Origin of the sequence: Sutcliffiella deserti, from assembly GCF_020037475.1 — a bacterium.
GTDB classification, from domain to species: domain Bacteria; phylum Bacillota; class Bacilli; order Bacillales; family Bacillaceae_I; genus Sutcliffiella_A; species Sutcliffiella_A deserti.
Genome location: NZ_JAIQDB010000007.1, coordinates 101,064 through 128,049 on the forward strand (window position 1 = coordinate 101,064; position 26,986 = coordinate 128,049).

Genomic DNA, 26,986 nt, shown 5'->3' on the forward strand with positions numbered 1-26,986 from the left:
TAATCGATTTCAAAAGTATCCTTCCTGTACCATCCCTGTTAGGTTTAACCCAGGAAGAATAGGTAAATATAAACCATATATTGCTTAAAAGTTTGGAGGGTAATAAATGGGAGAAGAAAACAGAATACCAAAGGAAGAAGGATTGGATAATAGTTTAAAAATATTGAAAGATGGCTACCGTTTTATTTTAAACCGGCAGCACCGGTTTCAGTCGAATGTGCTCGAGACTCGTTTATTGGGAGAAAAAGCAATCTGCTTAACTGGAAAAGAAACGGCAAAGCTATTTTATGATAACGATAAGTTTAAACGAAGCGGGGCAGCGCCTAAAAAGGCACAGAAAACATTATTTGGTGTAGGCGGCGTCCAAGGGCTGGATGGCGAAGCACACCATCATCGGAAAGCGTTATTTATGTCGCTTATGGATAAAAAAGACCTTCAGCAGATTGTGGATCTTACAAGAAAACAGTGGGAGTCTTCCTCTGTCAAATGGCAATCAGAAAAATCCGTAGAGTTGTATGAAGAATCAAAGAAAATATTGACCCAGGTGGCTTGTGATTGGACAGGTGTACCACTTAAAAAGAGTGAAGTTGACAAAAGAGCAGAACAACTTGGTGACCTGTTCGAATCTGCTGCATCTCTTGGAATAAAGCATTTAAAAGGTCGGAAATCCCGAGTGGCTGCTGAAAAATGGTTGGAGGATCTGGTGGAAAAAGTACGAGAGGATGAAATAAGCTTACCAGAGGACCGTGCCCTTTACACTTTTTCATGGCATAAGGATCATGAAGGGAAGCTGCTTGATAAGAGTGTTGTAGCAGTCGAATTGTTAAACCTATTACGTCCAATTGTAGCCATTTCTGTCTACATATGCTTTTCCGCTCTTGCTGTTCATCAATTTCCTGAAGAATCAAATAAGCTAAAAACAGGCGAGGATGAGCGTCTGCAAAGGTTTGTCCAAGAAGTACGCCGATATTACCCTTTTTTCCCCTTCACGGTTGCGAGAGTAAAAGAAGATTTCAATTGGGAGGGATATACATTCGAAAAGGATACCTTAACCCTTCTTGATTTATATGGAACCAACCATCATCCAGACTTTTGGGAAAATCCTGACCGCTTCGAACCTGACCGCTTCAAAACATGGGATGGAAGTCCATTTGATTTCATTCCACAAGGTGGCGGTGAATTCGATATCGGTCACCGCTGTGCTGGCGAATGGATCACCATTGACATTATGAAAGTGAGCCTCGATTACCTGGTAAATAGTATTTCCTATGATCTTCCGAAACAGGATTTAAGCTTTAGTATGACTGAGATGCCAAGCTTGCCTGAAAGCAGGATTATTATGGAGAATATTAGATTAAACGCATAAGATAAGGCGCTTGGATTTATCTCCAAGCGCGGTTTTTATTTAATTCAGATGATTTTATTGCTATATAGGAACCCTGTTCTGAGAGATGTCCATTTTTTGTGAAGGTGGTGGGTAATCTTTTCGAGGGTTTGTTTCGTAGTCTCAGTTTCTCTAACCGCAGGAGACTTTTTTCGGGCGGACCATGGTCTCATTCACCTTCTTTGAGACCACTAGAAGAAAAAGTATACAGTGCTAACACAAAAAGACCCGAAGAATTATCTTCTTCAGGCCTTTTTATCTCAATTAAATCCGGTAATCATTTACCAGTCCTTTTTAAACTGATTATATTTTCCTTCTAAATCGTCGAGCATTTGAATTAGACGGTCAATGTCATCCACATCTGTCGATTCTGGATCAAGAGAGTCTACTACCTCCAGAAACATGTTTAAACGGTTTTTCAGGTAGCTTACTTGGGAATCCTTTTCTTCTGTTGCTTTACCCATTCTATTCTCACCTTTCTTTATATCCTCAAAGTTTTGCTTCTATCGTACCGTACTAGCTGCCTACATTCAACATTTACAGATTACCACGCTCTTATACAGAAAAAATGATACAATATAGGATAGGTTTTTAATGAAGGCTCTTTTGTGATTTATTTTTGCGAAAACAGTCTTACAGAAAGAGGAGTATAGATGAAATCAACAACACTTCAACCAATTACGCCTTCCTTCGATCCTTGGGAAGCTTATTTAGATGTAAAAGAATTTGGCATGATGGATTTAACGAATGTAGAGTTCACGACTACCACTCTGTGCAATATGCGATGTGAGCACTGTGCTGTCGGTTACACCCTTCAGCCGAAGGACCCACAAGCACTGCCACTGGATTTACTGCTAAGCAGATTGGAAGAGATACCGCGGCTGCGATCTATTAGTATTACTGGTGGAGAACCAATGATGTCGTTAAAATCGGTTAACCAATACGTCGTTCCTTTACTTAAGTATGCCCATGAGCGTGGCGTTCGAACGCAAATAAATTCTAATTTAACTTTAGATTTAGCTAGATATGAAAAAATCATTCCATATTTGGATGTTTTACATATTTCTCACAACTGGGGAACCTTGGACGATTTCGTTGAGGGCGGATTTGCGATGATGGAACGCAAGCCAACCTACGCTCAACGTGCAAGGTATTTTGAGAAAATGATTGAAAACTCAAAGGCGCTTACCAAGGCTGGTGTAATGGTCTCTGCAGAAACGATGTTGAACAAACGAACCCTTCCACATATAGAGAATATCCACAAACAGATTGTCGAAGAAATGAACTGTCAAAGGCATGAGGTGCACCCTATGTACCCGAGTGACTACGCAAGTTCTATGGAAGTTATGACACTTGAGGAAATGCGCTCAGCCATTCACCGTCTCCTTGATATGCGTCATGAGGACGTATGGATGCTATTTGGGACACTTCCATTTTACCCTTGCAGTGATAATCCAGATGACTTGGCTCTTCTTAAGAGAGTGTATGCAGCAAAAAATGTGACGGTACGGAATGATCCTGATGGTCGCTCGCGGTTAAATGTAAATATATTTAATGGGGATATCATTGTCACAGACTTTGGTGACACACCTCCACTAGGTAATATTAAGACAACTGACCTGCCGACTGCTTACGCGAACTGGAAAGGCAGCCCCATTGCAAAAGAATTAGACTGTCATTGTCCTGCTGTTGAATGCTTGGGTCCTAACATTTTGGTGAAGAGTGCGTATTATTCCGAGCATAATTTTACGGAACGAATAGCACAGATTAGTAAATAAGGAACATAAAAGGAGCTTAGAGTATTTCTAAGCTCCTTTTTTTTGGCTATTCACGCAGACTCTATTTTACTAGGTTTTCAGCATCTCATCCAAATACTTTTTAGGATTTGCGATTTTATTCTCTATATAAAATGCTGCCATCGTTTTTATCTCTTCAATATAGTCCTTTTCGTTCATGTAGTGGGGCGTTATATGTTCTAACTCCTTCACGCTACCTTCGACTTGAACGGTGTCCTTTAAGATGTTCACATATACCGACATGTAAATGACACCCTGATAGGTAATCGTACCTTTCACTCTTTGTTCTTCTAAATTAATTTCCGGATATTCAGTCTGAATTCCTGTTAAATGGAATTTTGTAAGACCCACACTTGCTTTAGTCTGGTGCTTTGCCCACCAATATAAGCCGACCGCTATCACAACCAACACAAAATATGTATAAGCAATCCCCATCATCGCTCCCCTGCTTCCCTAAGAAATCCACCTACTAATTACTTCGGCATAAATTTACATAGGTTAAATTACCTAACGAAATTTAGGGTAATTTCAATAAAAAACCAAAAGGGGTCTGGCCCCTTTTTACAAATTAAGGTAACCAGACCCCTTCTTTAGTTTTTATCGTGGGCGGTCAGATGCTGCGAAGATGAAGGATACGTGGTCTTGGACTGGGATCCAGGCTCCGATTCCTTGGGATGTTACGTTTTTGACCACGATTTTCTTTTCTTTGCCTTTTAGTACGAGGTAGACTTCTCCATAGGTAATTTTACCTTTTTCATTCACTGCCGGTGTGTGCGCATAGAGATAGCCCAGCTTTTTAACAGGGATGTTGTAAATTTGATCTTTTTTGGTACCTGCTCCAACAATGGTTTGAAACGAAAGCGGCAGCTTTGTTTTTTGCATCGCTTTGAGCATCATCATTTGTTTTACTTCCTCAGAACTCGCTACTTTCGAGGTTAATCCACCTTTGACGCTTTTTTGTGCTTCCTGGCGGTAAAAGATTTGCTGTGGTGTAGTTCCCCCCCGGTTATCGGAGTAGTTTGTATTGATTTTTTGATACTCCCAATTTACATTTGTTTCTGCAGATTCGTAATATAGCGGCCAATGTCCTAAATAGATTGTCGCTCGGTAACCAATTGCTACCGGGGAAGGATTCACGCTTGACTCATTTAAAATTTTGATCAACCGAGGATTCTCTACTTTTACATTAGAAGAATCAATGAGTTCCTGCGCTAATTCGCTTGGTTGTAAATACGGAACATCTTGGGCAGGATTGGGATAGGTATTATCTTTTGATATATCTAAAACGGAATTAGGTACCTCTATTTGCTTTTCATTTTCTTTTGCTTTCCCTTGTTCTGCTTGCGCATTCGTCACAAGGCCAAATGAAAGAACGAGGATAAAAAGTATTCGAAAAATTCTCATGCTGTGATACTCCTTTCACTCTCTTTATTTATTCTTTGTACTGTTATCTTTTTCGAAGATATTACAGATTATCCATCTTTACCAATTATTTTTAAAAACTAGGCTGTTTTAACTCTGCTATTGCTTATCTTACCAAGAGCAGCGTTTTAACAGAGCCAAAGGATATAGAAAAAAACACGAAAGCCTATTAGCTTTCGTGTCGCAACCTTTTATAAAACTTTTCCACTTTAGGATAAAACACTTGAATCAGCGGACCAATCCCAAAGGTGATGATGAGGGTTCCGATTCCAATTGGCCCTTTGAAAATAAAAGCAAAGATTAGGGCTGTTATTTCTCCTATTGTTTTCGCTGTCATGAGACTTACTTTAAAACGTTCTTGGATTGCCACCATTAAGTTATCAATGGGAACAAGGGGTAACTTAGAAGGCAGGTAGGTAGAGATTCCTAAGGAAAGGGTCATGATACCGATTAGTAATGTAACAAATCTTATCCCCAGATCTACTGGCACCCAAGCATTCATCACAAAGATCAGCCAAAAATCAATAAAAGTCCCGACTAGGAAAATAGTGATAACCGCTAAGTAATCTGGTTTCCTTTTTCCTAACACTGCATTAAAAGCAATAAGAATGATTCCTACAATGAAAACCCAGCTTCCCACAGTTAAACCAATCGTTTGCGATAATCCTACGTTCAGTGCATCCCAAGCGCCAGCTCCAAGGTTCGATTTAATTGTCAGACTAACCCCCAGAGATAAAATAAATAATCCTAATAGATAAAATAATATCCGTATTTTCAATTCAAATAACTCCTCTACAATTAACTTGTCCTTTACCATTGTAAGCAACAAAACGTGAAATATGAAAAAGAAAAAAGAATAAAATTAATTAGAATATTTTTAACCTTTCAATTATATATTAGATTAACCCATTAAAGAAGGAGGGATAAAAGCCTAACACCAACGAGTGAAGGAGGGATTCCCCCTACTTATAAGCTTTTTTCCTTAATACTCATATCTGTTAATGTGTACTTAGATGGTTCTTGTATGTCCTATATGTTCGGAGACTCTCTGCGGCAAGTCGCACAGAGTCTTTTTTGTTTGGCGTAAAAGGTAGTATGAACATGGCTGTTTATTACCGCTGTGGTCTTCACATTTTACAGACTATACTCACATGCCTAACTGTACCGAAACTAAAAGAAAAGAAAACAAGCACAAATTAATCTCACCCTGATTAAAAAGTGCAAAACAATGACACATTAACCAAGAGTAATTCATTGATTAGAGTCAGAAAGGTGAGATTATAGATGAACGAGACAGTACAAGAGAAAATTATTTCTATGCTAAGCAATCATAAGGTCGGAACCCTTGCTACCATCAGAGAGAATCGCCCATATTCCCGGTTTATGCTATTTTTCCACGAAGACCTTACTTTGTATACGGCCACTAACCAACACACACATAAAATTGAGGACATTAAGAGTAACCCCCATGTCCACATTTTATTAGGAAAGGATGCTACGAGCTGGAATGAGCCATACGCCGAAGTGGAAGCCGAAGCATCCATTGAGGAAAATCAAGAACTGAAAAATAAATTTTGGGATGCTAAGCTGTCAGAATGGATTAAGCGCCCAGATGATCCTGATTATATCTTACTTAAACTTACTCCAACCTCCATTCGGTATTATGAAAAGGCTGGCAGCGAGGCAGAAATTTTGTCATTCTAACAAAGCGAAGTAAAAAAACCTGTAAAACCACAATCGGCTTTTACAGGTTTTTGCTTGTACTACATCACTTTGCCTTTTTTTCAATCTTTAAAAGTCGTTCTTCTATTATTCTAAAGTCTCCTTGATGGTTTGTCGTTTCCGCGAGATCATTAAGTGCTTTTAACAGATAATCCCGATCAAGATCATAAATGAATTTATCTGGAACATATTCCGTTGAATTTTTGGCGAATTCCCAAATTATATCTAGCTTATCTTTGGAAATGGATTGCGAGACCATACTTAGAGCAGAGATTATTTCTGTGATGATTGGATAATTATCCCCGGCATAATGTCTTAAATAACCGAAACCTCTATACAGATAATAGCTAAAATCTTCCGCATCCAATTCAACACGAACCTGTCCGGTAGTGTCGGCAAGATATGGAGTAAACGTGATATTTTTCTCTACCTCAAGGAGTAGGTCTGCCATCTGATGAATAACGGTGATTGCTGTTTGTGGATCATCATTTCCAATTGATTTTACACCAATTTCAGCAAGCTTTGTCATCCCCATCTTAAGATCCTGAATTTCCGTTTCTTTATATCCTATTTCGATAAAGGAATGGTATTTCTCAGGATTAAGCGTCTCTGCACCCTTTCCCCAATAAGAAAAATGTTGATTGTTTTTTAATACATAATCCCCTACTTTGTTGTGCAGCTTTATAATTATTTGATCCCTTTGTGCTTCTTTTATCATCGAATTAAAATCAATAAGCTGTATATACCCTGAAGTAGGAGCAGTAATTAGAACTTCCCTTTCACGTTCCTTTTCCATAAGGTCACCCACCTTTACGGCACGGTACTGTTCCAAGTCATTCCGTAGAACTTTCTTTACAATGGAAATGGATTCTTCCTTCATATTGGTTGCAATATTATGTACCTGCATCCAGCTTGTTGCATGGTTAATGAAGAAGATGAAGGTAACCACCGTCAAGAAAGCTAAAAGAACCGTTATGGTCGGAATGGCGACAAAATATTCATCACCCTTACCTGTTATGAATAGAAAAACAACAAGAACATAAACAAAGCTACCGTGAAAAATACCGATAAAGTGCTGGGTTGTTCTATCTGCAACGAAATTTATTAACATTCGAGGGGAAAATTGCCCACTAAACGTTGTCAGTACTACTAACAGGGAGTTAAGTGTAAAAGCACTGAGTGTTAGTATTCCGCCGATCAACGCACTAACAAGAAGTCGAGTGGGTTCTGCGGTAGTTCGCATTAAATCAGGCATGTATTGAGAAAGCTCAAGCCCAATGTCGAGATAAAGTGTAATGGCCACAAAACCTATCGCCCCTAAAATGTATAGAGCCGGCATATACCATAGTGTAGAATGGATTTCGTGTTGGCGAATTCTTTTGGACATCTCAAAAAATTTCCGCATCTGCCATGGTAAAAGCTTTTTGAACATGCAGGTACCCCCTTCGATTTCTATTTAACAACATTTCTAACTTTACCCATCTGCTAGGCAATTAAACCGTTAGCTAAAACACTAAGGCTTTTTTCGTAACTATATTTACCGAAAATAGTCGCGAATACCCAGCTGTTGTTAAAGTTAGAGAATCCTAGAGTGGATAGACACGTGCCTGCTTTACGACATTCAGAAGAAAAAACAGCTTAAAAAAAAGACCAAATCGTTCATCGATTTGATCCCCTTTTTTATTCAGCAATTTCAAAAGTCTCTGTGACTTCAATGCTATCCTTCACAGACTGCACCATTGGACAGTTTTTTCTTGCAAGCTCAATGGCCTGCTCAATTTTAGTCTCTGCTAAGTTTTTTCCTTTTATAACGTAATGAATATGTATTTTCTCCAAGCGATTTGCCTCTTCTGCATTTCGAGTAACATCCGCTGTGATACTAATATCTTCGACTTCCATCCGCTTCTTTTTTAAAATACTTCGCAATACACCGCCACTGCACACTACAATCGATGATACCATCAATTGAAATGGACGAAATCCATGTTGCTCATCTCCGGCCACATGAAGCTCCCCGTATTCTAAATTGGTTGTAAACCCTACTTCTTTCATTTTAAATTCCATTATTTACTCATCTCCTTTAACGATACTGTATCAAATTAAACTTGAGGGGCGCTACTAAAATGTTCCCAGGTTTTATAGATTCCATTCCAAAAAGATTTTATGTATGATTAAGGATGGAAAATAAATATAAATTGAGGTTTTAAATTATGAATCGTTTTCGCTTTTGGATATTGGTGTCCATTGTTGCTATTTCTGGATTTAGTCAAGGGATGCTTCTTCCTCTTATCGCCGTAATCTTTGAAAATAGCGGTCTATCATCCACGATGAATGGATTGAATGCTACAGCCTTATATATCGGTATCTTGTTGGCATCGCCCTTCATGGAACAGCCTTTAAGGAAGTATGGCTACAAGCCTGTTATTATTGCAGGCGGATTCTTGGTTGTTATATCCCTAGCATTATTCCCGCTATGGCAGACGTTTTGGTTTTGGTTTATCCTGCGCCTGTTGATTGGAATAGGAGATCATGCGCTTCATTTTGCAACGCAAACCTGGATTACGTCTTTTTCACCTCTCGAAAAGCGCGGTCGAAATATTTCATTATACGGCGTTTTCTTTGGAATCGGTTTCGCTACAGGCCCATTAATGACACCGCTAGTAAATATCAATCAGTCTCTTCCATTTATCGCATCATCCCTATTATGCCTTATCGGTTGGGTCTTTCTGTTTTTCTTAAAAAACGAGCACCCTGAACACGATGATGGGGTAAATTCCTTTATGGAAACCATTAAGCGTTTCTCTAAAGCATGGAAATACGGATGGATCGCTTTCTTGCCGCCCCTTGGATACGGCTTTTTAGAGTCCTCCCTAAATGGAAGTTTTCCAATTTACGCCTTAAGAAACGGAATAGATGTCGGGAGCGTTTCCATTCTTCTCGCTTCCTTTGCCATCGGCGGAATTGTATTCCAAATTCCACTTGGCATTCTGAGTGATAAATGGGGCCGCCGAAATGTCTTATTGAGTATTCTTTCCTCAGGCTGTATTGCTTTTATAACAGCGAGCTTTTTAGAGTCCAGCATTATAGGACTTGGAATTTGCATCTTTATAGCCGGGATGCTTGTCGGATCTACTTTTTCTCTTGGTATAAGCTATATGACGGATCTAATGCCGAAAAACCTTTTACCTACCGGAAATCTGATGTGCGGCATTGCCTTTAGTGTTGGAAGCTTAGGCGGACCATTTTTGGGTGGATTGTTTATTCAATTTTTTCAAGGTATCAGCTTTTTCCACATTATCAGCTTTTTGTTGTTTGTTATTTTTCTATTAACCTATTCCTATGGTGATAAAGGAATGGTGGCAGTGAGACAGTAATCATGAATTCAATTTTCTTCAGACGTGGCAACTCCTTCATATGGGAGTTGCCTATTTTTTTAGAATGGCTGTGTTATATGCCGCTGTTGAATTCCTCAAAAGGCTACGTGTTCCATGGGGCGGTGCTGGAGTCTCCGCCTTTTGCTCTCCAATCATCGCTGGTCTAGTCCTATATCAACACACAACTTTTACAGAGCTTAAGAATAAATACTTTCATGAGAGTCTAGATTGAAGTAGATAATAAATTTTTTTCAAAAAGTTGTTCCAATTTTAAATATTCTGTTATATAATAACACAAACAGATACAAACTGTACTAATACAAAAAGGAGGAAGATAATCATGAGCAGACAGGAACGGAAAAACATGATTCAATTTATTGAAGTAATGAAAAAGGTGGATCGCGATTCCCTACTCTATATGACCGATGCAGATATTGAGCACATCTATAACAACGTATACGAACAAATGACGACTCATGAAAGCTTATAAGCATCTCGTTTAGGCAGAAAAACTGCAGCCTACTACCTTTACTCGGTAGGCTGCAGTTTTTGCGTTTACTTACGACTTCCATTCCGCTCGCCACTAAAACATGGCCACCCTAATTCCTAGAAACGACGATGTTTACCAACTTTAATGTAACTTACTAAAAATAATAGTAGCCAACACGAGCATTATATTCTATAATAAAAGTTAATTAATAATAATTATAAATAAAATAACAGGCAAGTTAGTCATGTAACTGTTCATAAAGTCCGCTGCTATCACCCTGATGGCAGCTTTCGTCTTTTTTATACGGTATTGATTCTGATTCACATTCTCAATTAGGAGGTAATATTTTGAATGATTTAGCACAACATCAACCTAAAAATCTTGAAAAAAAACAACAAGGATCACTTTTTGAAAAGCTCATAAATCATATTGAATTAGTTTTTGCCATTATTTCAGGTATTTTAATTTTTGTTGGTTGGATCCTACTTAAGCTTGATTTATCTACCGTTGCCGCTCCTGTTTTTATTCTAGCTTATTTAGTTGGCGGATATTTTAAAGCTAAAGAAGGTCTAGAGGATACAATTAAGGAAAAAGAATTAAATGTAGAGATGTTGATGATTATTGCCGCTCTCGGGGCCGCAGTGATTGGATATTGGATGGAAGGGGCAATACTCATCTTTATCTTTGCTTTAAGTGGCGCATTGGAAACCTACACGATGAACCGAAGTCAAAAGGAAATCTCTGCACTAATGGGGATACAACCTGAGGAAGCAATTCGGATCAAAGGAGATTCGGAAGAACGTATCCACATCTCTGACGTAGTGATCGGAGACCATTTACTAGTGAAACCAGGAGAACGCCTTCCATCAGATGGAAGGATTGTTAGTGGAGAATCTGCTATTGATGAGGCCGCAATTACAGGTGAGTCTATCCCTTTAGAAAAGCAAAAAGGGGATAGCGTCTACGCCGGGACCATGAATGTTAACGGCTCTATCATATTAGAAGTGACCAAACCTGCTAGTGAAACACTTTTTCAAAAAATCATCAATCTTGTTCAAAATGCTCAAAGTGAAAAATCCCCTTCTCAGCAATTCTTAGAGCGCTTTGAAGGGCCCTATGTAAAAATAGTGCTAGCCGTTGTAGCACTCATGATGTTTCTTCCGTACCTACTGCTTGACTGGAGCTGGAATGAGACGTTCTATCGTGCGATGATCTTACTTGTTGTAGCGTCCCCATGTGCCTTGGTTGCATCGGTCATGCCTGCTACCTTGTCCGCCATTTCTAATGGTGCACGAAAAGGAATTCTCTTTAAAGGCGGAGTACATTTAGAAAATCTTAGCCATCTACAAGCGATTGCTTTTGATAAAACAGGAACCCTTACAAGAGGTAAGCCCGAGGTAACGGACGTTTTAGTACGCGAAGATCTGGATACACAGGAATTCCTCTACGCGGTAGGATCAATAGAGAGCTATTCGAACCATCCTCTTGCACAAGCCATCACAACCTATACTCGTAAAGGCAGCAGCAAACCATTGCAACGTCCTGAGCAGCTTGACGACAAAGCAGGCTGGGGGATTACCGGGACCATCCATCAGAAAAAATACTATGTCGGGAAAGCAAAATTTGTTGGAGAAAACGAAGCGCTCGCCTTCTCTGACGGCGCTGCTCAAACACTTGCAGAAGAAGGTAAAACCGTCGTGTTTGTAAAGGATGAAAATGGTATCGCTGGACTGATTGCTTTGAAAGACGTTATTCGAAAAGAGACGGTCGAAGCGATAAAGCGACTGCAAGCATTAAACGTTCAATCTATTATGCTTACAGGGGATAGCAAAAGCACAGCAGAAGCCATTGCAAGTGAAGCAGCTATTCAGAAATTCATAGCCGAATGCCTCCCTGAAAATAAGGTAGAATCTGTAAAAAGATTAAAAGAAGAATACAGTATGGTTGCAATGGTAGGGGACGGCATCAATGATGCTCCTGCCCTCGCTACTGCGAATGTGGGAATTGCGATGGGAGAAGGAACAGATGTGGCTTTAGAAACAGCCGACGTAGTGTTGATGAAAAATGACCTTCTTAAAATCTCTGAGGCAATTGAGCTATCTAAACGAATGAACCGGATTATTAAACAAAATGTCATCTTTTCTATCAGTGTCATTATGCTTTTGATTTGTTCCAACTTTTTTCAAGTTCTTGATTTACCACTAGGTGTCATCGGTCATGAAGGAAGTACCATTCTGGTTATTTTGAATGGTTTACGATTATTAAGATAATGGCTTTTTTAAACGCCGCTGTTGATTTCCGCAAAAGGCTACGCATTCCACGGGGCGGTGTTGGAGCCTCCTCGGGTGCGCCTGCGGGGTCGCAAGCATTCCGCTATCTTCCCGTTGGAGTCTCCGCCTTTTGCTCCAATCATCGCTGGAATAGCCTGATTTTCAACACAAAACTTTAACAGAGCCAAATAAATAAAGCAGTGGTTCACCCAAAATGGGTCCACTGCTTTTTTGGTCGGAGCTGAACGAGCCGCTTCCGCTTTTCTTTGTCCAGCTTCTCCGGCTAGCTCCTCGAGTCATAAGTCATTTCCCTCCAGAGGTCAAAGAGCGACCTCTTGCGGTAACTGTCTTATGCTTGTCGGAGCCGAACGAGCCGGATCCGCTTTTCTTTGTCTAGCTTCAGGCGCCTGCCACTATCAAACTTCCCAAACCTCCTTACGATAAGGCAACATCGAATCGCGAGCGCTCTTCGTGTTTTCTGATTCTCTCGGATTGGTCCAGTTTGTACGTCGCAACGCGGGCGCCTTCCGCTTTTCTTTGTCGAGCTTCAGGCGCCTGCCACGATCAAACTTCCCAAACCTCCTGACGATAAGGCAACATCGAATCGCTAGCGCTCTTCGTGTTTTCTGATTCTCTCGGTTTGGTCCAGTTTGTACGTCGCAAAGCGGGCGCCTTCCGCTTTTCTTTTAGTGGTAGCCGTTTTGTCCGTTGGCGCTACCTGATGTTTTGTTTTTGGGTTTGTGTTTAGAGTTTTGCTTTGTTTTACTTCCATCATTGTTTGCTTTGTTTTTGGCCATGAGTGTTCCCTCCTGTTTTAGAGCATCTTACGTTTATAGATTCTCCACATTGAAGGAAAAGTTAACTGGAAATTCATGAGACAAAGCTTTTTTTCCATTGAAGAAGGATGGCATTGACTTCCCCACCAATTATAATCATCAGTCCTGAGAGATAAAACCAAACGAGCAGTATGATAATTCCCCCAAGGCTTCCATAGGTAGCTGTGTAGTTCCCAAAGTTGCTCACATAGTAGGAAAACAGCGAGGAAACACCTATCCATCCAACAGTGGCAAAAAGCGAACCAGCAAGGATATCTTTGATTTTCAGTCGAATGTTTGGTGCAGCCAAGTAAAGACAACTAAATACAAAGAACAACACAACAAAGCTTACACCCCACCGAATAGCATTCCAAATTGCCAGGAACTCCTGTGACAGTCCATAAGAGGAGAAAATGAACAAACCAATCTCCCTCCCGAATACAGGTAGCATCAAGGCAACAATAATAACAAAAACCATCGCAAGGGTAAGCAGGATTGCCATTCCCCTAGCGATAAAAAAAGGTCTATTTTCATTAACCTCATACGCTCTGTTAAACGCACGAACAATAGCGTTAATTCCATTAGAGGCAAACCAAATGGTGGCGATAACACCAAAAGAAAGCAATCCTCCATGCTGTTCTCTTAACAATGTCACAACATTTGTTTCAATAATACGCATTGTATCACCTGGAGCGTATTGACGTATCACTCCAAGTACATCCTCTTGAGATACAGGAACATATGCAATAAGTGTAAGTAGAAAAATAAGAAATGGAAAAAGGGACAATAAGAAAAAGTAGGCCAATTCCGCTGCTCTGCCAATTGCTTCATTACGATCCAATCGATGATAGAGGTGCTTTCCAAACGTAATAATACCCATTCTTTTTCCCCCAAAACTTATCATTTACTACCTATACTATTGAAACATTGTGTAATTCAGGACAAGTTTTAATTATTTTTAGGTGAATCAAGGTGTTTGCTGAGCACCTCTTTTGTGTCCTGGACAATTTCCAATACTTGCGGAGTAGTTTCTTTTAACTCATTTATTTTCGTTCGTAAGTACTCCATATCCTTTGATACATCATCCACTGTTGTTTTCACGGTTTCTATTTGACGACGAACAGAATCGGTTACTTCTTGAGGGTGTTGGACGGCATACTTTATTTTTCCACCAACCCTCTTCCCATTATGTATGAAATTTTCTCTAGTTTCTTTATCAAATAACGTAATTGCCGCTCCAACTAACGCTCCAATTAACATTCCATCCAGCATTTTGTTTCTTTTCTCCATGTTCTTCCACTCCCTCTTTTACTTAAATTTTTCTTCATTAATCTTCTCAAGCAAGCTTCTACATCCAGCCGATACAAGGTCATATACCTCATCAAAGTTGCCTGTAAAATACGGATCTGGTACGTCGCTCTTTTCGCTCTCTGGTACAAAACCCAAGAGTCTTCCGATAAATTCGGTCTTTTCATACCCAGCCATTTTACGTAGATTATCTAGGTTTTTGGCATCCATTGCGATAATATAGTCATATTTCGATAAATCCTCCGCTTTAACCTGCCTCGCCTTTAATCCCTCATACGATATTTTTTATCATCTAACAACTTTCTTGTGCCCTCGTGTGGTGGATGGCCAAGATGTGAATCACCTGTTCCAGCAGAATCTACTTCAATTTTGCCAGAAAGACCACCTTGTTCCACTAGGTGCTTGAAGACTGCTTCAGCCATCGGAGATCTACAGATATTCCCGAGACAAACAAATAATACACGTACTATTTTTAACCAGCTCCTTTCCACAGGTGCTACCTTTATTATATACATTTTCTCCACTCACATCGAATAATCTAACAATACTACATACTTGATGTTTACCCGCTTATCGGAAGAATGGTACTGTTTTTTTGAAAATCATGATAAAATATAGAAAAGTGTGTTCGAAAGGAATGTGTTCGAAATGAACTTAACAGAAAAATCAACCGAAAATGTCGTCTTCATGATTGAAGAAATAAAAGGAAAACTAAAAGTATTAAACTTGGGCGCCATTAAACCTTCCCATTTTGATGAAGAGATGTACGAGGAATTGAAAGATATTTATGAACTTGTAATGAGAAAGCCTTCATTCAGCCCTAATGAAATGCAAGGACTTGTTGAAGAACTAGGAAATTTACGAAAAAATAAAGACTAATGCCACAAATTAAACACTTAAAATTTCATTATTTTAAGTGTTTTTATTTTGCTCTTCTTCTGCTATTTTTTTCAGTTCATGTGCTCGTGATACGATGAAATTTTTCATATAATCGTGTAAAAACAGTTTATCTGCAACTTTTCCTATAACACCTAACGGAGACTTGTAAGTAAAAGTATCCATCATTATTGTTCCGCCCTCTACCTCCTTAAATTCATGTGTATGGGTAAAAGAATGAAATGCTCCTGTTACCATTTCATCCACAAAGTGATAAGGCTTTTCCATTCTCGTAACCTTTGCAGTAAGTTTTTGTCGGATTTTAAAATGTCTGGCTTCCCATGTCACCTGGTCCCCCTTTTCTAATAATCCATGTGTAACCCCTGCGATTGCGCGTTCTTTTGTTTTCGCTGTAGTTTTTGTATGTATATCCACATTTCTAGCAAGATCAAAGCAACTTTCTATCGTTGCTTCTATATATGTTTCGTAATAAATTACCGGCATGCAAACCTCCTCCTTATTGCTCTTATTATACTAGAAATGAGACAGTATTTAGGTATCAAGATTATCCCCTAGGCATATTGTGTATGGAGGGGGAATTTGAATGATTGCTTTATACGGTGCTACCATTGGTCTAACGTTGTTGCTATTTTTATCGATGGGGGTTTTTATTTATCTTGTTTCAACTGGATTAAACAAAAAAGACGCTGTTACGATTGACCCTTTTCCACCAGAAAGTAAGGATGAAGAGTATAATAAAATTGATTAGGACAACCTACTTTGTTCTTGCCCTTTTATTAAGGTAAAATGTTATTGAACGTTTTTCCTTCCTAGGGGGTTTTTTATTTTGGATACGATTACACATACACTGTTTGGAATGACCATCTACGGAGCAGTGGATAAAAGAAATGATGATAAAAAAACTAAGATTGCTTTATTTGTCTCTGCTGTGACAGCTAGCCAGATTCCTGATAGCGATGTAATTTCCCAGCTATGGGATACCGAGGGCTTGTACCAAATGTGGCATAGAGGTTTCACACATTCTCTATTCATGGTGCCTATTTGGGCACTTTTGCTGTTTTTAGTAAGCATCCTTATCTTAAAGAAAAAGGATTGGCGATTTTTATGGGTCCCGTTGATCGGTACTTTTGTACATAGTACAAGCGACCTGTTTAATGCATGGGGCACAGGTTATCTCGAACCCTTCTCCACTACTCGAATTACATTTGGTACCATTTCTATCGTTGATTTTATGATTTGGTTTATCATCGGAGTCGGTTTTTTGGCAAGACGGTTATGGAATAGAGAGAGGCATCAGCTCTACCGCTTAGTATGGCTGTTAATCATTTTTCATGTAACCATACAAACGTTTCAGGGCTATCTTCTTTACAAAAGCTATGAGGACAAATATGATCAAGTCGCTTTATCGGCAAGCTTTATTCCTTGGCATTATTCTGTTATTGGAAAATTAGATGATACCGTTATGATCTTTGATGATTCCCTTTTCACCTCACCTACGCTACAGTACTCTCTCATTTCAGCTGAGGGAACGGAACTTGATGAGCTATTTTCGCGAGTGCCTGAAGCGAAAACACTCTATGAGTGGTCTCCTTTTGTGGTCATTGTGGATGATGAGGAAAGGCTCGGCATATACGATCCAAGGTTCTATCGAAATGGACAATCTTTTTTATTTGAGTTTTTGGAAAAAGATTGATGACGAAGGGAAGCTCCCATTGACCTATTCTTATGGTCGATGGGTTTTTTATTGTGAATAAATAATTTAAGCTACGACAACTACCTACCATTTCACTTTACTTTTTACTTTCTCTCAATCTATTTTAAAAAACTTTATCAGTTTATGAATATAAATCTATGAAACTGGGAATTACTATATCAAATACAAAATTAAAAACGAGGTGCAGAGAATGTTATTAGCCAAAAGATACTTTTTAACAGAAATAGAACGTGAAAGTGTTGAACAAACGTTAATGGATGAAGGTCACCACCGTAAGAATATACTTAATCTTGATGACGAAGAAATTATTCACATCTATCAAAAAATAATGGTAGACCAGTTAATCACTAAGTAAATTAACATTTTCTCCATTAACAATTCCTTTGGTCATGCAAATAGTAGTGATTGTTACAGGAACTTATAACTTTTTACGAGAGCGGCCAGGTGAATCAGGCATAGCAAGAGGCACACTATTGAATAGTGTGCCTCTTTTATATATAAATAAGGGGGGGACAACGATTATTGAGGACTTAATCCTTTGATTAGATCAAGTCTAGGTTTACAAACTTCCACTTTAAGGCCTTTTTTCTTGTATTTTTCTACTAGGTTACGTACATCAATACCTTTTTTTACTTTATCCACATTTTTTTGCATGATTTTCCGCCTCTATTCTTTTATTTAGGCTCTTTTCGTAAAGATTGTTGCGTTAAGCCCTTAAAAACCGACAATTGAAATTTTCCTGCTATATTTACAGAGCAACGATTTTTAAGGTTTGTAACATCTTACGCATAGCAACAATGTATGATAAAAACAGCCTTAATTTAAAACATTTGTTTTACTAAAGTCATTTCAGCTTCCTGCAATTGTCCATTTCTGTAGTACGATACCTTCATTTTGTCTCCGACTTCTTTTTCATTGTATAGAAATTTCCTTAGGCCTAATGCATCTTTTATTTCGGTGCCATCGAGCTTCACAATGACATCAAAATTCTTCAATCCAGCTTTATCTGCAGGTGATGCCTGCTCTACACCAGTAACAACAATCCCATTTTTCACTTCTTCCGGAAGCTTTAATGTAGCACTTTGCTGTTCCAATGGCACATCTGACAAGGATGCAAGCGATACTCCCATAAATGGACGCTGAACTTCCGCATGCTGCTCTAAATCTTCAATAACAGGTTGAACTACTGAGGTCGGAATGGCAAAACCTAACCCTTCCACTCTGGATTGTGCAATTTTCATCGAGTTGATTCCTATTACTTCACCGCGAAGATTTATAAGTGCTCCGCCACTGTTACCAGGGTTAATTGCTGCATCTGTCTGAATAACATCTGCTTCCCAGTCTGGCTGTCCATCTTGATTTATGTCAACAGGTATCATCCGCTCTTTCCCACTGATGATTCCTTGTGTTACTGAGCCGAAAAACTCTAAGCCAAGTGGATTACCAATCGCAATAACAGGTTCACCTAGGGTAATAGAATCTGAATTTCCGAAAGAGGCAACTTTGTTTACACTTGAACCATCTACAGTTAATACCGCTAGATCAGTTATCGTGTCGGCTCCTACTAATTCTGCTTCTATTCTTGTTCCATCGACTAGACTCACTTCGATTTTAGAGGCCCCATCAATAACATGAGCATTGGTTACGATATATGCTTTTCCATTTTCCTTTTTATAGACCACACCTGAACCTGTGCCCGCTTCGGTGGCTCCTTGCGAGCGTGGTTCAAAAAGCGAATTTCTGCCTTCTTGTATATTTACTACCCCAACTACCGCTTCAGAAACTTTTTCCACTGAATTTGTTACATCTGTTTGGATTTGCTTAAAATCAACCTGCTCTGTTTGAATAGTGGATGTGGTTTCGATACTGTTAGGAGTTTCAGAGCTTTGTGCATCATCTATATAAACACCCCAATCCAAAAGAATCGGTAACATCGCAACGACAATAAGGGCGCCGACGATTCCGCCAGAGACGGAGGCAAACAACAGTTTACCTAAAGTCTTTTCTTTTCTAGTGCGCTTCTGGGTCACATGTTCATCATAGTACCCCATATTTCCATCACCTCATGATTTATTTATCTCTCAAACAAATGAGATATTCTATACTTTATATTTAACCTTATCGATATGAAAACAACCTTAAATATAAATGAGAATTTGATGAGAAATTATTTGTTTTCTTTTTCGGTGTCAAAAAGGACCTGGATAGAGGTCCATTTTCCTTCTTCGCTTTCTGCTTTAATGAGGCCGTTATAGTTGTGAACAATTCTTTTGGCAATGGATAGACCTAGTCCTTGGCCGCCTTGTTCACGGCTTCTTGCTTTGTCTACTCGATAAAAGCGGTTGAATATTTTTTCAAGATCTTCTTTTGGAATCCCCATCCCATAGTCCATAATTGAGCAAGAGAATTTACCATCCACTTTTTCTACCTTTACATCAATACCCTTGGAATCCATAGAATATTTCACCGCATTATCCAGGAGTATTATTAATAATTGTTCAAGATGGCGGTCTGCCATTTGAATGGATATGTCTCCTTTAATCTCTTTATGCAGAGTTAAGGTGAACTCGGGGTGCAATAGGGTGAATTTCTTAATAAGTTCTTCAATGACCGGAATCGGATTAGTATAATCATCTCCAATTTCAAAACGATCTGATTCCAGCCTTGTTAATTCAAGCAGCTCGAAGACCAACATTTTTAAGCGCTCGACCTCCTGCTGGGAAGCCTTGAGAGATTCTTCGAGCACTTCTGGATCGTTCTTCCCCCATCTATTTAACAAGGCTAAATGTCCTTCTAAAATAGAGATTGGGGTCCGCAGTTCATGGGAGGCGTCCTCAACAAATTGCTTTTGCTTTTGAAACGAGGTCTCCACATCGTTCATCATTTCATTAAACATGTTGGAAATCTGTGAGATCTCATCTTGTTGGTTTTTTTCCAGTGGTACCCTTTCTTTAAAGCCACGCTTTTTTATCCGCTTCATCGTATCCGTTAGAGCTGCTATTGGCGCTAAGAGCTTTCTCGCTATTAGCATTCCTCCTACACCACTTAGGAGAATAGCGCCTGCGCCGGCAGACCATGTTACTAAAAATATCAAACCCTGAAGACGTTCGTAATTTTTCAAATCTCTGATAACTTCTATGTACCCGATAAATCCATTTGTGATAACAGGTCTACGATTAATTAAATAATGTTTCCCATTTACATCCACGTGTTCCAAGTTCCCGCTTTCAACCGGAGTGACAAGCAGTTCTTTCGGGAGATTTGTAGCAACGGCTACGATTAAATTTCCTTCTTGATCAATAATACGGATAAGCTCATTCGCTTCATTGATATTTTTCAAAAAGTCACTACTATAAATGATTTCGTTTCTATCTACTAGGAAGGGTTTATCCGCTAAATAGGCTTGTATTTCCTTCATCTTTTCCTGAATATTTTGTTCCTCCTGCTCAATCATCCAAGTTCGCATAACATAATACTGGATGGAGTTATAGGTAACAAATAAAATAAATAATACCAAGGACGACCAGATGGTAATTTTCCACCGGATCGGCAGCTGGGAAAAGAAATTTCTTATTTTCGTCATTTTCTCATCACATACCCTGTGCCACGAACTGTTTGGATATAGCTTTCACCATCGGGGTTATCCAGTTTATTTCTTAAATATCTAACATATACATCCACTACATTCGTCTCAGCATAGGTTCCTAGCTCCCACACTTTTTCAAGCAAAAGTTCTCTTGTCAGAACTCGGTTTATATTAGTCATAAAAACCACTAATAGATCAAACTCCCTTTTTGTTAATTCAATATGTTCCTCTTTTCGATAGACCGAGCGGGCATCAATATCTACTACCAAGTCTCGAAAAGTGAGGGTTTGTGTGGAGTCAGATTCCTTCTTACCTTCCGTTCTTCGCATAAGAGCACGTATTCTGGCAAGCAACTCCTCTATTGCAAAGGGCTTGGACATGTAGTCATCTGCACCACTATCCAATCCAGATACCTTGTCCATCACACTATCTCTAGCAGTCAGCATAATTATCGGCGTTTCTTTTGCGGCTCGAATTCTTCTGCATACTTCCATGCCACTAAGCCCCGGCAGCATCAAATCTAAAAGAATAACGTCCCATTGTTCATTTATCGCCAAATCAAGGCCCGCTCTACCGTCATATGCAGTAGCAATCGTAAAGCCTTCATATTGTAATTCCAGTTCTATAAATCGCGCCAGATTTTTTTCATCTTCAATAATAAGTACCTTACACATCTCTCCACCTCCTAGTATCAGTGGCATCCTGCTTACAGTTTGGACTAAAATCGATCGTCTCAACCGTAAGACACTCTTATACTATAGTACCTAATAACTGAGGTATGTGGGATGAGAATTTGATGAGAATTTAAAACGTAATCTGTTTGTAACGGTTCTGAAAAGATTGGTAATGGGTGTGAAGGAGGGCTCTTTTAATAGTTCCGTGAGGTGTGAAGGAGGGCTCTTTTAATAGTTCCGTGAGGAGTGAAACCGGTCAGAGGAACCGGATTGAGTATGAAAGTGTCCCCTTCCTCAACCACTTTAAAAAGCACTTTTACTCAAATCGATTTAACATTTTACTTTGATAGGTTTTGAACACCGCCGAATTGTTTTCTTTCTTTTTTTTATCCATCAATTGATTAAAACGTATCAGCTTTTCATTGAGTCTTCTTGTTAAACGCTCTTCTTCTAGGTCGTCGTGTGCACCTTTAATCAAATCTTCCAAGTACTCGATCTCGCTTCGCACTTGTTGTTCTTCCATCATGCCAGCATTTTTCATCATTTTATAGGCCATTCTCATTTCGGGCGGAACACTTGAAAGATCTTCTAATTCAAGACGCTTCCCATACCCTGGTAAATTTTCAAATTCACCGTCTTCGTATGCTTTTTTTATTTTTTCATCCGTTAATCGAAAAAAGTCCACTGTTATCACCCTTTTTCTCTGCGTTATTTTTAGTATACCCGAACTCAACTTATTGGTTTATGAACTTTTTCTGAACATTCGGAAATATAATGATATTTATTTACTATTGTTGTTTTTGTATTAGAGGATTATAATACTAGTTTGTGGGTCCTCTGAGACCGGGTGGGAGAGGGAAACTGAATAAGGTGTTTTATAATGCTTCAATGGTTTAAGTCGTCATTCGATTTACCTGGTCATGAAACGACGTTAAAGCGTGAGTTAACGGCCGGTATGATATCTTTCTTTACCATTGTGTACATTATTGCTGTCAATGCAACGATTCTTGCAGAAGCTGGCATTCCTATCGAAGCCGCAATTATAGCCACCATTTTTACATGTGTTGTAGGATGTTGGTTAATGGGATTCTGGGCTAATGCTCCAATTATCCTTGTTCCAGGTATGGGCATCAATGCGATGTTTACCTATACATTGGTTCATTCGATGGGTTTAACTTGGCAAGAAGCGTTGGGCGTGGTGGTAGTTGCTGGTGTGATTGTGTCCATTATTTCCTTCACAAAACTAGCACAATTACTGCTTGAAGCAATTCCAAACTCTCTAAAGCATGCGATAACTGTTGGTTTAGGTTTATTTTTAACCTTAATCGGACTTGAAAAGGGTGGCTTAGTTATTAAGGGTGAGAACTCACTGTTAGCACTTGGTGATGTGACAAGTCCTTATGTACTAGCAACCATTCTGTCTATTATTCTAGCAGCAGTTTTATTTATGCGAAATGTACCTGCCAACTTTTTGATTAGTATGGTCGTTGGTACAGGTATCGCCGCAGCTTTAGGTGTGGTAAGCTTTTCCGATGTTGGCGGAAATGCATTACCAATGGAAAGCTATGCTTCCTTATTTGGTGCCGTTTCATTTGCAAAGATTGGAGAGTTTACGTTTTTAGTAGCTGTCTTCTCTTTAACGATGGTCTTGTTATTTGAGAACATCGGGCTGATAAATGGGCATCTAAGTATGATTAATCGTCCAGAAAAGTTCAAGCGTTCCTTTCAAGCAAACGGAATCTCCATTTTAACTAGTGGAATTTTTGGCACTAGTCCTACTGTATCCACAGTAGAAAGTGCTGCCGGAATTGCTGCTGGAGGAAGAACTGGCGTGACAGCAATTGTGACAGGAAGCTTATTTTTGCTTTCGATTTTTGCGATTCCTTTCATTAAGATTATTCCTGGAAGCGCGATTGCACCAATCCTGATTATTATTGGGGTACTGATGTTGCAAAGCGTAAAACAAATCGACTTCCAAGATCTATCAGAAGGTTTCCCTGCATTTCTTGTAATTGTAATGATTCCATTCTCTTACAGTATTGCAGACGGAATTGCATTCGGATTCATCGCCTATCCGCTAATCAAACTAGCACTAGGCAAAGCAAAAGAAGTCTCAGCGCCGCTTTACATCATCGCGGCCCTATTCTTCCTAACCTTCCTCACAAATGTACATTGATGGTATTTATTTGAATTAGGGGCCAGACCCCGGCAGGAATTTACTACTGAATGTAGTACTGCCGAGGGTCTGGCCCTTTTTGGTTATAAATGGTAATATGTTTTTCACCAATAAGTTGAGGACTCAATGAATCTTGATTTTCTGCCCCTTGCCTTGGCTACTAACCCTTTTAGCGGATAAACGCCTCTCTTTGTTCAGAGAAAGCATCAACCAGCCATCTGGGATGCATCGGTAGCAAGTCATGTGGAAGTCTGTTTGGAGCAAAGTATTCTAGTTCAACCATTTCCTTGTTCTTGGTTGCAGTAGTACCGCCAATAATTTCCGCTTGAAAATAAGAGGTCACAAATTGGACCAATCTTCCATCAGGATATTCAAAGGTTTGCGATTCAGGATCAGAGTAGATACCGATAAGCTTTTGTGGCTCTATATGCAAACCTGTATCCTGGTAAACTTCCCGTATGGCTGCTTGCTCGACGGTTTCTCCAGGCTGTACGTGTCCTGCTGGAATGGACCATAGTCCCACATCGGCTCTTTTTTGTAAGAGTATTCTCTTTTGATTATCAAAAATAATCACTGCTACCGCAGGGTACATACTAATCTGTTTCTGTTTATTCATAGGAATACTCCTAACAATTCATTTTTTCATTAGTCTAACGCGGACAACCTGTACTTTCAATGGAAACCCTTTTTATTTTAGATAAATAGGTCTTTTTCCCGATGAAATATTCCAATATGTTCTTATTGATAGTTAGAAGCTACTAAAAACACTAGTTTTATTGATTGAACCTACTCTTCTACAGAAAAAAACAGCGCCCATTATAGACGCTGATTTAAGCCATTCATCGTTTTTATATCCTCTTTTGTCTGATCTGTTCCTAATTCATAGATAGATGTAAAAATACGATCTACTAGGGACTGCTGAAGATTACGACGCTCTTGCCCTCTACTTTCGCTCCATGGCTTCATCAAGGGTTCAGGGCTGTATTCGGAGTCATGGAGATTTCCAAACATATGTTCAATCTCCATAATCTCTTTCTCAGTAGCCATTATTTCATAATAATTCACTTGATCATCAAATGGCTCTCGATGTATTTCACCGGTATCCAATGTTACGTAATATAACCGCTTCTCCATAAGCTTTTCCCTCCTATTGTGTACGAGGTGTTTTTTTCTTTTGTTTAAAATATTCAAATCCTTTTTTAATTAAAATAGGCAACACTGCAATAAACATTCTCTTAAACAGCCTTTTCATTCCAATCGCCTCCTTGGTCTATATAATACATTTACCCCTCTTTTTCTAGGCCGAAACAACAAATCATATCACTTGATGCAGACATGCTTTTGTCCTAAATATCACAGCAGGATTTAACATAAAAAGCCCACAGAATCTATTAAAGCTCTGTGCGCTACTTTTTGTAAGATTTATAGAAAATCCGAATATTTCCATCCTCTGCAACTTTGTAGTTCAAACCGGCCTCTTCAAGTGCTGAGATTAAAGTAGTATTCTCCAACGTCTTAAGGTCTTCAATCTTTTTGAAATTCTCTTCTACCACACCTCTTGATCTTTCTCCAAGTGAATACGTGTACGTAGCAGCATAGCGTTCGACGATAAGGGCATTTACGGTTTCCCGGTGTTTTAAAAATTCCTTAGGGGCATCTAGTGCTTGTCCAGCTGATATTGTTTGCCGTAAGGAGTGAAGCGCTGCATCTTCCATTGAATAACTATTACTCTCTCCTTTTGCAAAAAGTGACAAAGGTTCAACAAGTTGTTGGGATTCTTTTAATAGTTCGTCTGCATTAGAAATATATTTACTTATTTCTTGTTCCTTTTGAACCGAAATTCCATCATAAAACACAAAGAAGGTTAGTACTGTGATCACAATCGTACAAGCGATTAAAAAGTAAGTAACTATTTTATCAATCGAAAAGGAGTCATCCTCTTCCTCTATCTCGAAAAATGGCTCTTCCACTTTATTTCTTTTAAATAGCATAGACATGAATCCCCACTGATTTTTTACTCGAATATACCATATAATTACTATATTTACCACTTATTTATGAAAAGGTCTTCTTAATATGGCCGCTAAATTTACATAAATATTATTACCATATTATTCTATTGATTTCACCCCCACAAAACGACAAATTTCTATGAACGTATATACGAGACCTAAACTAAAAGAATGATTGGGTGAAGTGACTATGTTTTCAACAACTGAAATTGGAATTGACTTAGGTACAGCGAATACGCTGGTGTACAGTAAAAGTAAAGGTATCGTGTTCAATGAACCGTCCGTTGTAGCGATCGATTTAGATACGAAAGAAGTGCTCGCTGTCGGTACGGAAGCAAAAAAAATGATTGGTAAAACTCCAGGAAGAATCGTTGCTGTTCGACCTTTAAAAGATGGCGTTATTGCAGATTTTGAAATTACGACAAGTATGTTAAAACAGATCATGAAGCAAGCAGGAAAAGCGATGGGCTTCTCTATTCGAAAGCCAAGCGTGGTTGTTTGTACGCCATCTGGATCTACATCGGTAGAGCGCAGAGCCATTCAAGATGCTGTCAAAAACTGCGGAGCGAAGCATGTTCATTTAATTGAAGAGCCTCTAGCAGCCGCAATTGGTGCGGACCTTCCTGTAGACGAGCCTATCGCAAATGTAATCGTTGATATTGGTGGAGGCACTACAGAAGTTGCCATTATTTCGTATGGTGGGGTTGTGTCCTGTAATTCTATACGTGTCGGCGGCGACCAATTCGATGAGGATATCGTCCATTATGTCCGTAAGAACTATAATCTCCTTATCGGGGAAAGAACAGCAGAACAGATTAAAATTGAAATCGGCTATGCATTAGTAGAACACGAGGAACTTTCTATTGAAATTCGCGGCCGCGACCTTGTAACAGGCTTACCTAAAACGATCGAACTACATTCAACTGAGATTCAAAAATCAATGAGAGAATCCCTATTACACATTTTAGAAGCAATTCGAGCTACATTAGAAAACTGCCCTCCCGAACTAAGTGGAGACATCGTGGATAGAGGGGTCATTGTCACAGGCGGTGGAGCATTGCTTAATGGTATCCAAGGATGGCTCAGCAATGAGATTTTCGTACCTGTATATCTTGCACCTAACCCACTAGAATCTGTTGCAATTGGAACAGGAAAATCCCTAAGCGTTATCCATAAGCTGCAAAAAGCAGCACTTTAAAAAACTAATACTGATAGCCCGTAAAAAGTCGAAATTAGATTTTTTACGGGCTTATTTTTCGGAGTAATATTCTTGACCAGAAGAGTCTTTTAAAAGTTCTTTAACCCCATTCTCCGTGTAAAATTTAACTTTCCGAAGCTGGATACCA

The 26,986-nt window shown here is 39.1% G+C and carries 29 protein-coding genes and 1 pseudogene; 12 read left to right on the forward strand and 18 right to left on the reverse strand.

The annotated features are described in order from the left end of the window. Positions 1-106 precede the first annotated feature (106 nt). Positions 107-1,366: a cytochrome P450 gene (locus tag K9B36_RS12905; protein ID WP_223702587.1), complete on the forward strand. Its 1,260-nt coding sequence runs from the start codon at positions 107-109 to the stop codon at positions 1,364-1,366. A 299-nt stretch (positions 1,367-1,665) separates the two neighbouring features. Here the strand turns inward: K9B36_RS12905 and K9B36_RS12910 are convergent, their stop codons facing one another. Next, a complete protein-coding gene (locus K9B36_RS12910) occupies positions 1,666-1,848 on the reverse strand; it encodes an SE1561 family protein (RefSeq protein WP_223702588.1) in 183 nt (60 codons plus the stop codon). A 189-nt stretch (positions 1,849-2,037) separates the two neighbouring features. Here K9B36_RS12910 and yfkAB point away from each other — a divergent pair, with 189 nt between their 5' ends. Then, entirely contained in the window at positions 2,038-3,162 is a 1,125-nt protein-coding gene (gene yfkAB, locus K9B36_RS12915; RefSeq protein WP_223702589.1) for a radical SAM/CxCxxxxC motif protein YfkAB, read from the forward strand. A 69-nt stretch (positions 3,163-3,231) separates the two neighbouring features. On the opposite strand, the gene K9B36_RS12920 is transcribed toward yfkAB, so the two are convergent. From K9B36_RS12920 to K9B36_RS12930, 3 genes are all read right to left on the reverse strand, one after another. After that, positions 3,232-3,618 carry a hypothetical protein gene (locus tag K9B36_RS12920; RefSeq protein WP_223702590.1) on the reverse strand — a complete coding sequence of 129 codons (387 nt, stop codon included), beginning with the start codon at positions 3,616-3,618 and terminating at the stop codon, positions 3,232-3,234. Positions 3,619-3,777: 159 nt separating this feature from the next. Further along, complete coding sequence (locus tag K9B36_RS12925) at positions 3,778-4,584, reverse strand: YfkD famly protein (protein ID WP_223702591.1); 807 nt, start codon at positions 4,582-4,584, stop codon at positions 3,778-3,780. Between the two features lie 187 nt (positions 4,585-4,771). Then, a complete protein-coding gene (locus K9B36_RS12930) occupies positions 4,772-5,380 on the reverse strand; it encodes a YczE/YyaS/YitT family protein (protein WP_223702593.1) in 609 nt (202 codons plus the stop codon). Positions 5,381-5,886: 506 nt separating this feature from the next. Here K9B36_RS12930 and K9B36_RS12935 point away from each other — a divergent pair. Next, positions 5,887-6,306, forward strand: a complete 420-nt coding sequence (locus tag K9B36_RS12935; protein WP_223702595.1) for a pyridoxamine 5'-phosphate oxidase family protein — start codon at positions 5,887-5,889, stop codon at positions 6,304-6,306. Between the two features lie 64 nt (positions 6,307-6,370). Here the strand turns inward: K9B36_RS12935 and K9B36_RS12940 are convergent, their stop codons facing one another. Continuing rightward, entirely contained in the window at positions 6,371-7,756 is a 1,386-nt protein-coding gene (locus K9B36_RS12940) for a DUF2254 domain-containing protein (RefSeq protein ID WP_223702597.1), read from the reverse strand. A 248-nt stretch (positions 7,757-8,004) separates the two neighbouring features. Then, positions 8,005-8,388 carry an OsmC family protein gene (locus K9B36_RS12945; protein WP_223702598.1) on the reverse strand — a complete coding sequence of 128 codons (384 nt, stop codon included), beginning with the start codon at positions 8,386-8,388 and terminating at the stop codon, positions 8,005-8,007. 146 nt (positions 8,389-8,534) lie between these two features. Here K9B36_RS12945 and K9B36_RS12950 point away from each other — a divergent pair, with 146 nt between their 5' ends. The 3 genes from K9B36_RS12950 (at position 8,535) to K9B36_RS12960 (ending at position 12,458) form a co-directional block, all read left to right on the forward strand. Continuing rightward, complete coding sequence (locus tag K9B36_RS12950) at positions 8,535-9,698, forward strand: MFS transporter (protein WP_223702599.1); 1,164 nt, start codon at positions 8,535-8,537, stop codon at positions 9,696-9,698. A gap of 340 nt (positions 9,699-10,038) precedes the next feature. Continuing rightward, positions 10,039-10,188, forward strand: coding sequence for a BH0509 family protein (locus tag K9B36_RS12955; RefSeq protein ID WP_223702600.1), 150 nt, complete (start codon positions 10,039-10,041; stop codon positions 10,186-10,188). A 347-nt stretch (positions 10,189-10,535) separates the two neighbouring features. Next, positions 10,536-12,458 carry a heavy metal translocating P-type ATPase gene (locus tag K9B36_RS12960; RefSeq protein ID WP_223702601.1) on the forward strand — a complete coding sequence of 641 codons (1,923 nt, stop codon included), beginning with the start codon at positions 10,536-10,538 and terminating at the stop codon, positions 12,456-12,458. A gap of 870 nt (positions 12,459-13,328) precedes the next feature. On the opposite strand, the gene K9B36_RS12965 is transcribed toward K9B36_RS12960, so the two are convergent. From K9B36_RS12965 to K9B36_RS12975, 3 genes and pseudogenes are all read right to left on the reverse strand, one after another. Further along, a complete protein-coding gene (locus K9B36_RS12965; protein WP_223702602.1) occupies positions 13,329-14,153 on the reverse strand; it encodes a YihY/virulence factor BrkB family protein in 825 nt (274 codons plus the stop codon). 68 nt (positions 14,154-14,221) lie between these two features. Next, positions 14,222-14,563 carry a YtxH domain-containing protein gene (locus K9B36_RS12970; protein WP_223702603.1) on the reverse strand — a complete coding sequence of 114 codons (342 nt, stop codon included), beginning with the start codon at positions 14,561-14,563 and terminating at the stop codon, positions 14,222-14,224. Positions 14,564-14,581: 18 nt separating this feature from the next. Continuing rightward, positions 14,582-15,051, reverse strand: a pseudogene (locus tag K9B36_RS12975) (low molecular weight protein-tyrosine-phosphatase). A 178-nt stretch (positions 15,052-15,229) separates the two neighbouring features. Here K9B36_RS12975 and K9B36_RS12980 point away from each other — a divergent pair. Next, the gene (locus K9B36_RS12980; RefSeq protein ID WP_223702605.1) at positions 15,230-15,460 is read left to right on the forward strand and encodes a DUF1128 domain-containing protein; all 231 of its coding nucleotides are present in this window, start codon (positions 15,230-15,232) and stop codon (positions 15,458-15,460) included. 33 nt (positions 15,461-15,493) lie between these two features. Here K9B36_RS12980 and K9B36_RS12985 read toward each other — a convergent pair whose 3' ends face one another. Next, positions 15,494-15,961, reverse strand: coding sequence for an SRPBCC family protein (locus K9B36_RS12985; RefSeq protein ID WP_223702607.1), 468 nt, complete (start codon positions 15,959-15,961; stop codon positions 15,494-15,496). Between the two features lie 100 nt (positions 15,962-16,061). On the opposite strand from K9B36_RS12985, the gene K9B36_RS12990 reads away from it, so the two are divergent. From K9B36_RS12990 to K9B36_RS13000, 3 genes are all read left to right on the forward strand, one after another. Then, the gene (locus K9B36_RS12990; protein ID WP_223702608.1) at positions 16,062-16,226 is read left to right on the forward strand and encodes a hypothetical protein; all 165 of its coding nucleotides are present in this window, start codon (positions 16,062-16,064) and stop codon (positions 16,224-16,226) included. A 78-nt stretch (positions 16,227-16,304) separates the two neighbouring features. After that, complete coding sequence (locus K9B36_RS12995) at positions 16,305-17,171, forward strand: metal-dependent hydrolase (RefSeq protein ID WP_223702610.1); 867 nt, start codon at positions 16,305-16,307, stop codon at positions 17,169-17,171. 211 nt (positions 17,172-17,382) lie between these two features. After that, the gene (locus K9B36_RS13000) at positions 17,383-17,547 is read left to right on the forward strand and encodes a hypothetical protein (protein ID WP_223702612.1); all 165 of its coding nucleotides are present in this window, start codon (positions 17,383-17,385) and stop codon (positions 17,545-17,547) included. 164 nt (positions 17,548-17,711) lie between these two features. On the opposite strand, the gene K9B36_RS16900 is transcribed toward K9B36_RS13000, so the two are convergent. From K9B36_RS16900 to K9B36_RS13020, 5 genes are all read right to left on the reverse strand, one after another. After that, a complete protein-coding gene (locus tag K9B36_RS16900; protein ID WP_263399359.1) occupies positions 17,712-17,846 on the reverse strand; it encodes a hypothetical protein in 135 nt (44 codons plus the stop codon). 167 nt (positions 17,847-18,013) lie between these two features. Continuing rightward, complete coding sequence (locus tag K9B36_RS13005; protein ID WP_223702613.1) at positions 18,014-19,243, reverse strand: S1C family serine protease; 1,230 nt, start codon at positions 19,241-19,243, stop codon at positions 18,014-18,016. A gap of 116 nt (positions 19,244-19,359) precedes the next feature. Beyond that, the gene (locus K9B36_RS13010; RefSeq protein WP_223702614.1) at positions 19,360-20,775 is read right to left on the reverse strand and encodes a sensor histidine kinase; all 1,416 of its coding nucleotides are present in this window, start codon (positions 20,773-20,775) and stop codon (positions 19,360-19,362) included. Continuing rightward, positions 20,772-21,452 (reverse strand): response regulator transcription factor, encoded by a 681-nt coding sequence (locus K9B36_RS13015; protein WP_223702615.1) that lies wholly within the window; start codon positions 21,450-21,452, stop codon positions 20,772-20,774. The genes K9B36_RS13010 and K9B36_RS13015 overlap by 4 nt, the downstream gene beginning before the upstream one ends. Before the next feature lie 316 nt (positions 21,453-21,768). Beyond that, a complete protein-coding gene (locus tag K9B36_RS13020) occupies positions 21,769-22,137 on the reverse strand; it encodes a DnaJ family domain-containing protein (protein ID WP_223702616.1) in 369 nt (122 codons plus the stop codon). 195 nt (positions 22,138-22,332) lie between these two features. Between K9B36_RS13020 and K9B36_RS13025 the strand changes: the two genes are divergently transcribed. Further along, positions 22,333-23,628, forward strand: a complete 1,296-nt coding sequence (locus tag K9B36_RS13025) for an NCS2 family permease (protein WP_223702617.1) — start codon at positions 22,333-22,335, stop codon at positions 23,626-23,628. Positions 23,629-23,797: 169 nt separating this feature from the next. Here the strand turns inward: K9B36_RS13025 and K9B36_RS13030 are convergent, their stop codons facing one another. The 3 genes from K9B36_RS13030 to K9B36_RS13040 form a co-directional block, all read right to left on the reverse strand. Then, the gene (locus tag K9B36_RS13030) at positions 23,798-24,244 is read right to left on the reverse strand and encodes an NUDIX domain-containing protein (RefSeq protein WP_223702618.1); all 447 of its coding nucleotides are present in this window, start codon (positions 24,242-24,244) and stop codon (positions 23,798-23,800) included. Positions 24,245-24,444: 200 nt separating this feature from the next. Further along, positions 24,445-24,762: a hypothetical protein gene (locus tag K9B36_RS13035; RefSeq protein ID WP_223702620.1), complete on the reverse strand. Its 318-nt coding sequence runs from the start codon at positions 24,760-24,762 to the stop codon at positions 24,445-24,447. 272 nt (positions 24,763-25,034) lie between these two features. Beyond that, entirely contained in the window at positions 25,035-25,619 is a 585-nt protein-coding gene (locus tag K9B36_RS13040) for a hypothetical protein (protein ID WP_223702622.1), read from the reverse strand. Positions 25,620-25,830: 211 nt separating this feature from the next. On the opposite strand from K9B36_RS13040, the gene mreBH reads away from it, so the two are divergent. Beyond that, a complete protein-coding gene (gene mreBH, locus K9B36_RS13045) occupies positions 25,831-26,838 on the forward strand; it encodes a rod-share determining protein MreBH (RefSeq protein ID WP_223702624.1) in 1,008 nt (335 codons plus the stop codon). Positions 26,839-26,986: the final 148 nt, after the last annotated feature.

Bases quoted from the DNA above. Each gene is read 5' to 3' on its own strand.
- K9B36_RS12905 (WP_223702587.1), top strand. From the start codon at position 107: ATGGGAGAAGAAAACAGAATACCAAAGGAAGAAGGATTGGATAATAGT.
- K9B36_RS13025 (WP_223702617.1), top strand. From the start codon at position 22,333: ATGCTTCAATGGTTTAAGTCGTCATTCGATTTACCTGGTCATGAAACG.
- K9B36_RS12910 (WP_223702588.1), bottom strand. From the start codon at position 1,848: ATGGGTAAAGCAACAGAAGAAAAGGATTCCCAAGTAAGCTACCTGAAA.
- K9B36_RS13015 (WP_223702615.1), bottom strand. From the start codon at position 21,452: ATGTGTAAGGTACTTATTATTGAAGATGAAAAAAATCTGGCGCGATTT.
- K9B36_RS12950 (WP_223702599.1), top strand. From the start codon at position 8,535: ATGAATCGTTTTCGCTTTTGGATATTGGTGTCCATTGTTGCTATTTCT.
- K9B36_RS13030 (WP_223702618.1), bottom strand. From the start codon at position 24,244: ATGAATAAACAGAAACAGATTAGTATGTACCCTGCGGTAGCAGTGATT.
- K9B36_RS12980 (WP_223702605.1), top strand. From the start codon at position 15,230: ATGAACTTAACAGAAAAATCAACCGAAAATGTCGTCTTCATGATTGAA.
- K9B36_RS13010 (WP_223702614.1), bottom strand. From the start codon at position 20,775: ATGACGAAAATAAGAAATTTCTTTTCCCAGCTGCCGATCCGGTGGAAA.
- K9B36_RS16900 (WP_263399359.1), bottom strand. From the start codon at position 17,846: ATGCAAAAAAATGTGGATAAAGTAAAAAAAGGTATTGATGTACGTAAC.
- K9B36_RS12965 (WP_223702602.1), bottom strand. From the start codon at position 14,153: ATGGGTATTATTACGTTTGGAAAGCACCTCTATCATCGATTGGATCGT.
- K9B36_RS12990 (WP_223702608.1), top strand. From the start codon at position 16,062: ATGATTGCTTTATACGGTGCTACCATTGGTCTAACGTTGTTGCTATTT.
- yfkAB (WP_223702589.1), top strand. From the start codon at position 2,038: ATGAAATCAACAACACTTCAACCAATTACGCCTTCCTTCGATCCTTGG.
- K9B36_RS12940 (WP_223702597.1), bottom strand. From the start codon at position 7,756: ATGTTCAAAAAGCTTTTACCATGGCAGATGCGGAAATTTTTTGAGATG.
- K9B36_RS13040 (WP_223702622.1), bottom strand. From the start codon at position 25,619: ATGCTATTTAAAAGAAATAAAGTGGAAGAGCCATTTTTCGAGATAGAG.
- K9B36_RS13035 (WP_223702620.1), bottom strand. From the start codon at position 24,762: ATGGAGAAGCGGTTATATTACGTAACATTGGATACCGGTGAAATACAT.
- K9B36_RS13000 (WP_223702612.1), top strand. From the start codon at position 17,383: ATGTTATTAGCCAAAAGATACTTTTTAACAGAAATAGAACGTGAAAGT.
- K9B36_RS12920 (WP_223702590.1), bottom strand. From the start codon at position 3,618: ATGATGGGGATTGCTTATACATATTTTGTGTTGGTTGTGATAGCGGTC.
- mreBH (WP_223702624.1), top strand. From the start codon at position 25,831: ATGTTTTCAACAACTGAAATTGGAATTGACTTAGGTACAGCGAATACG.
- K9B36_RS13005 (WP_223702613.1), bottom strand. From the start codon at position 19,243: ATGGGGTACTATGATGAACATGTGACCCAGAAGCGCACTAGAAAAGAA.
- K9B36_RS12935 (WP_223702595.1), top strand. From the start codon at position 5,887: ATGAACGAGACAGTACAAGAGAAAATTATTTCTATGCTAAGCAATCAT.
- K9B36_RS12985 (WP_223702607.1), bottom strand. From the start codon at position 15,961: ATGCCGGTAATTTATTACGAAACATATATAGAAGCAACGATAGAAAGT.
- K9B36_RS12945 (WP_223702598.1), bottom strand. From the start codon at position 8,388: ATGGAATTTAAAATGAAAGAAGTAGGGTTTACAACCAATTTAGAATAC.
- K9B36_RS12970 (WP_223702603.1), bottom strand. From the start codon at position 14,563: ATGGAGAAAAGAAACAAAATGCTGGATGGAATGTTAATTGGAGCGTTA.
- K9B36_RS12925 (WP_223702591.1), bottom strand. From the start codon at position 4,584: ATGAGAATTTTTCGAATACTTTTTATCCTCGTTCTTTCATTTGGCCTT.
- K9B36_RS12955 (WP_223702600.1), top strand. From the start codon at position 10,039: ATGAGCAGACAGGAACGGAAAAACATGATTCAATTTATTGAAGTAATG.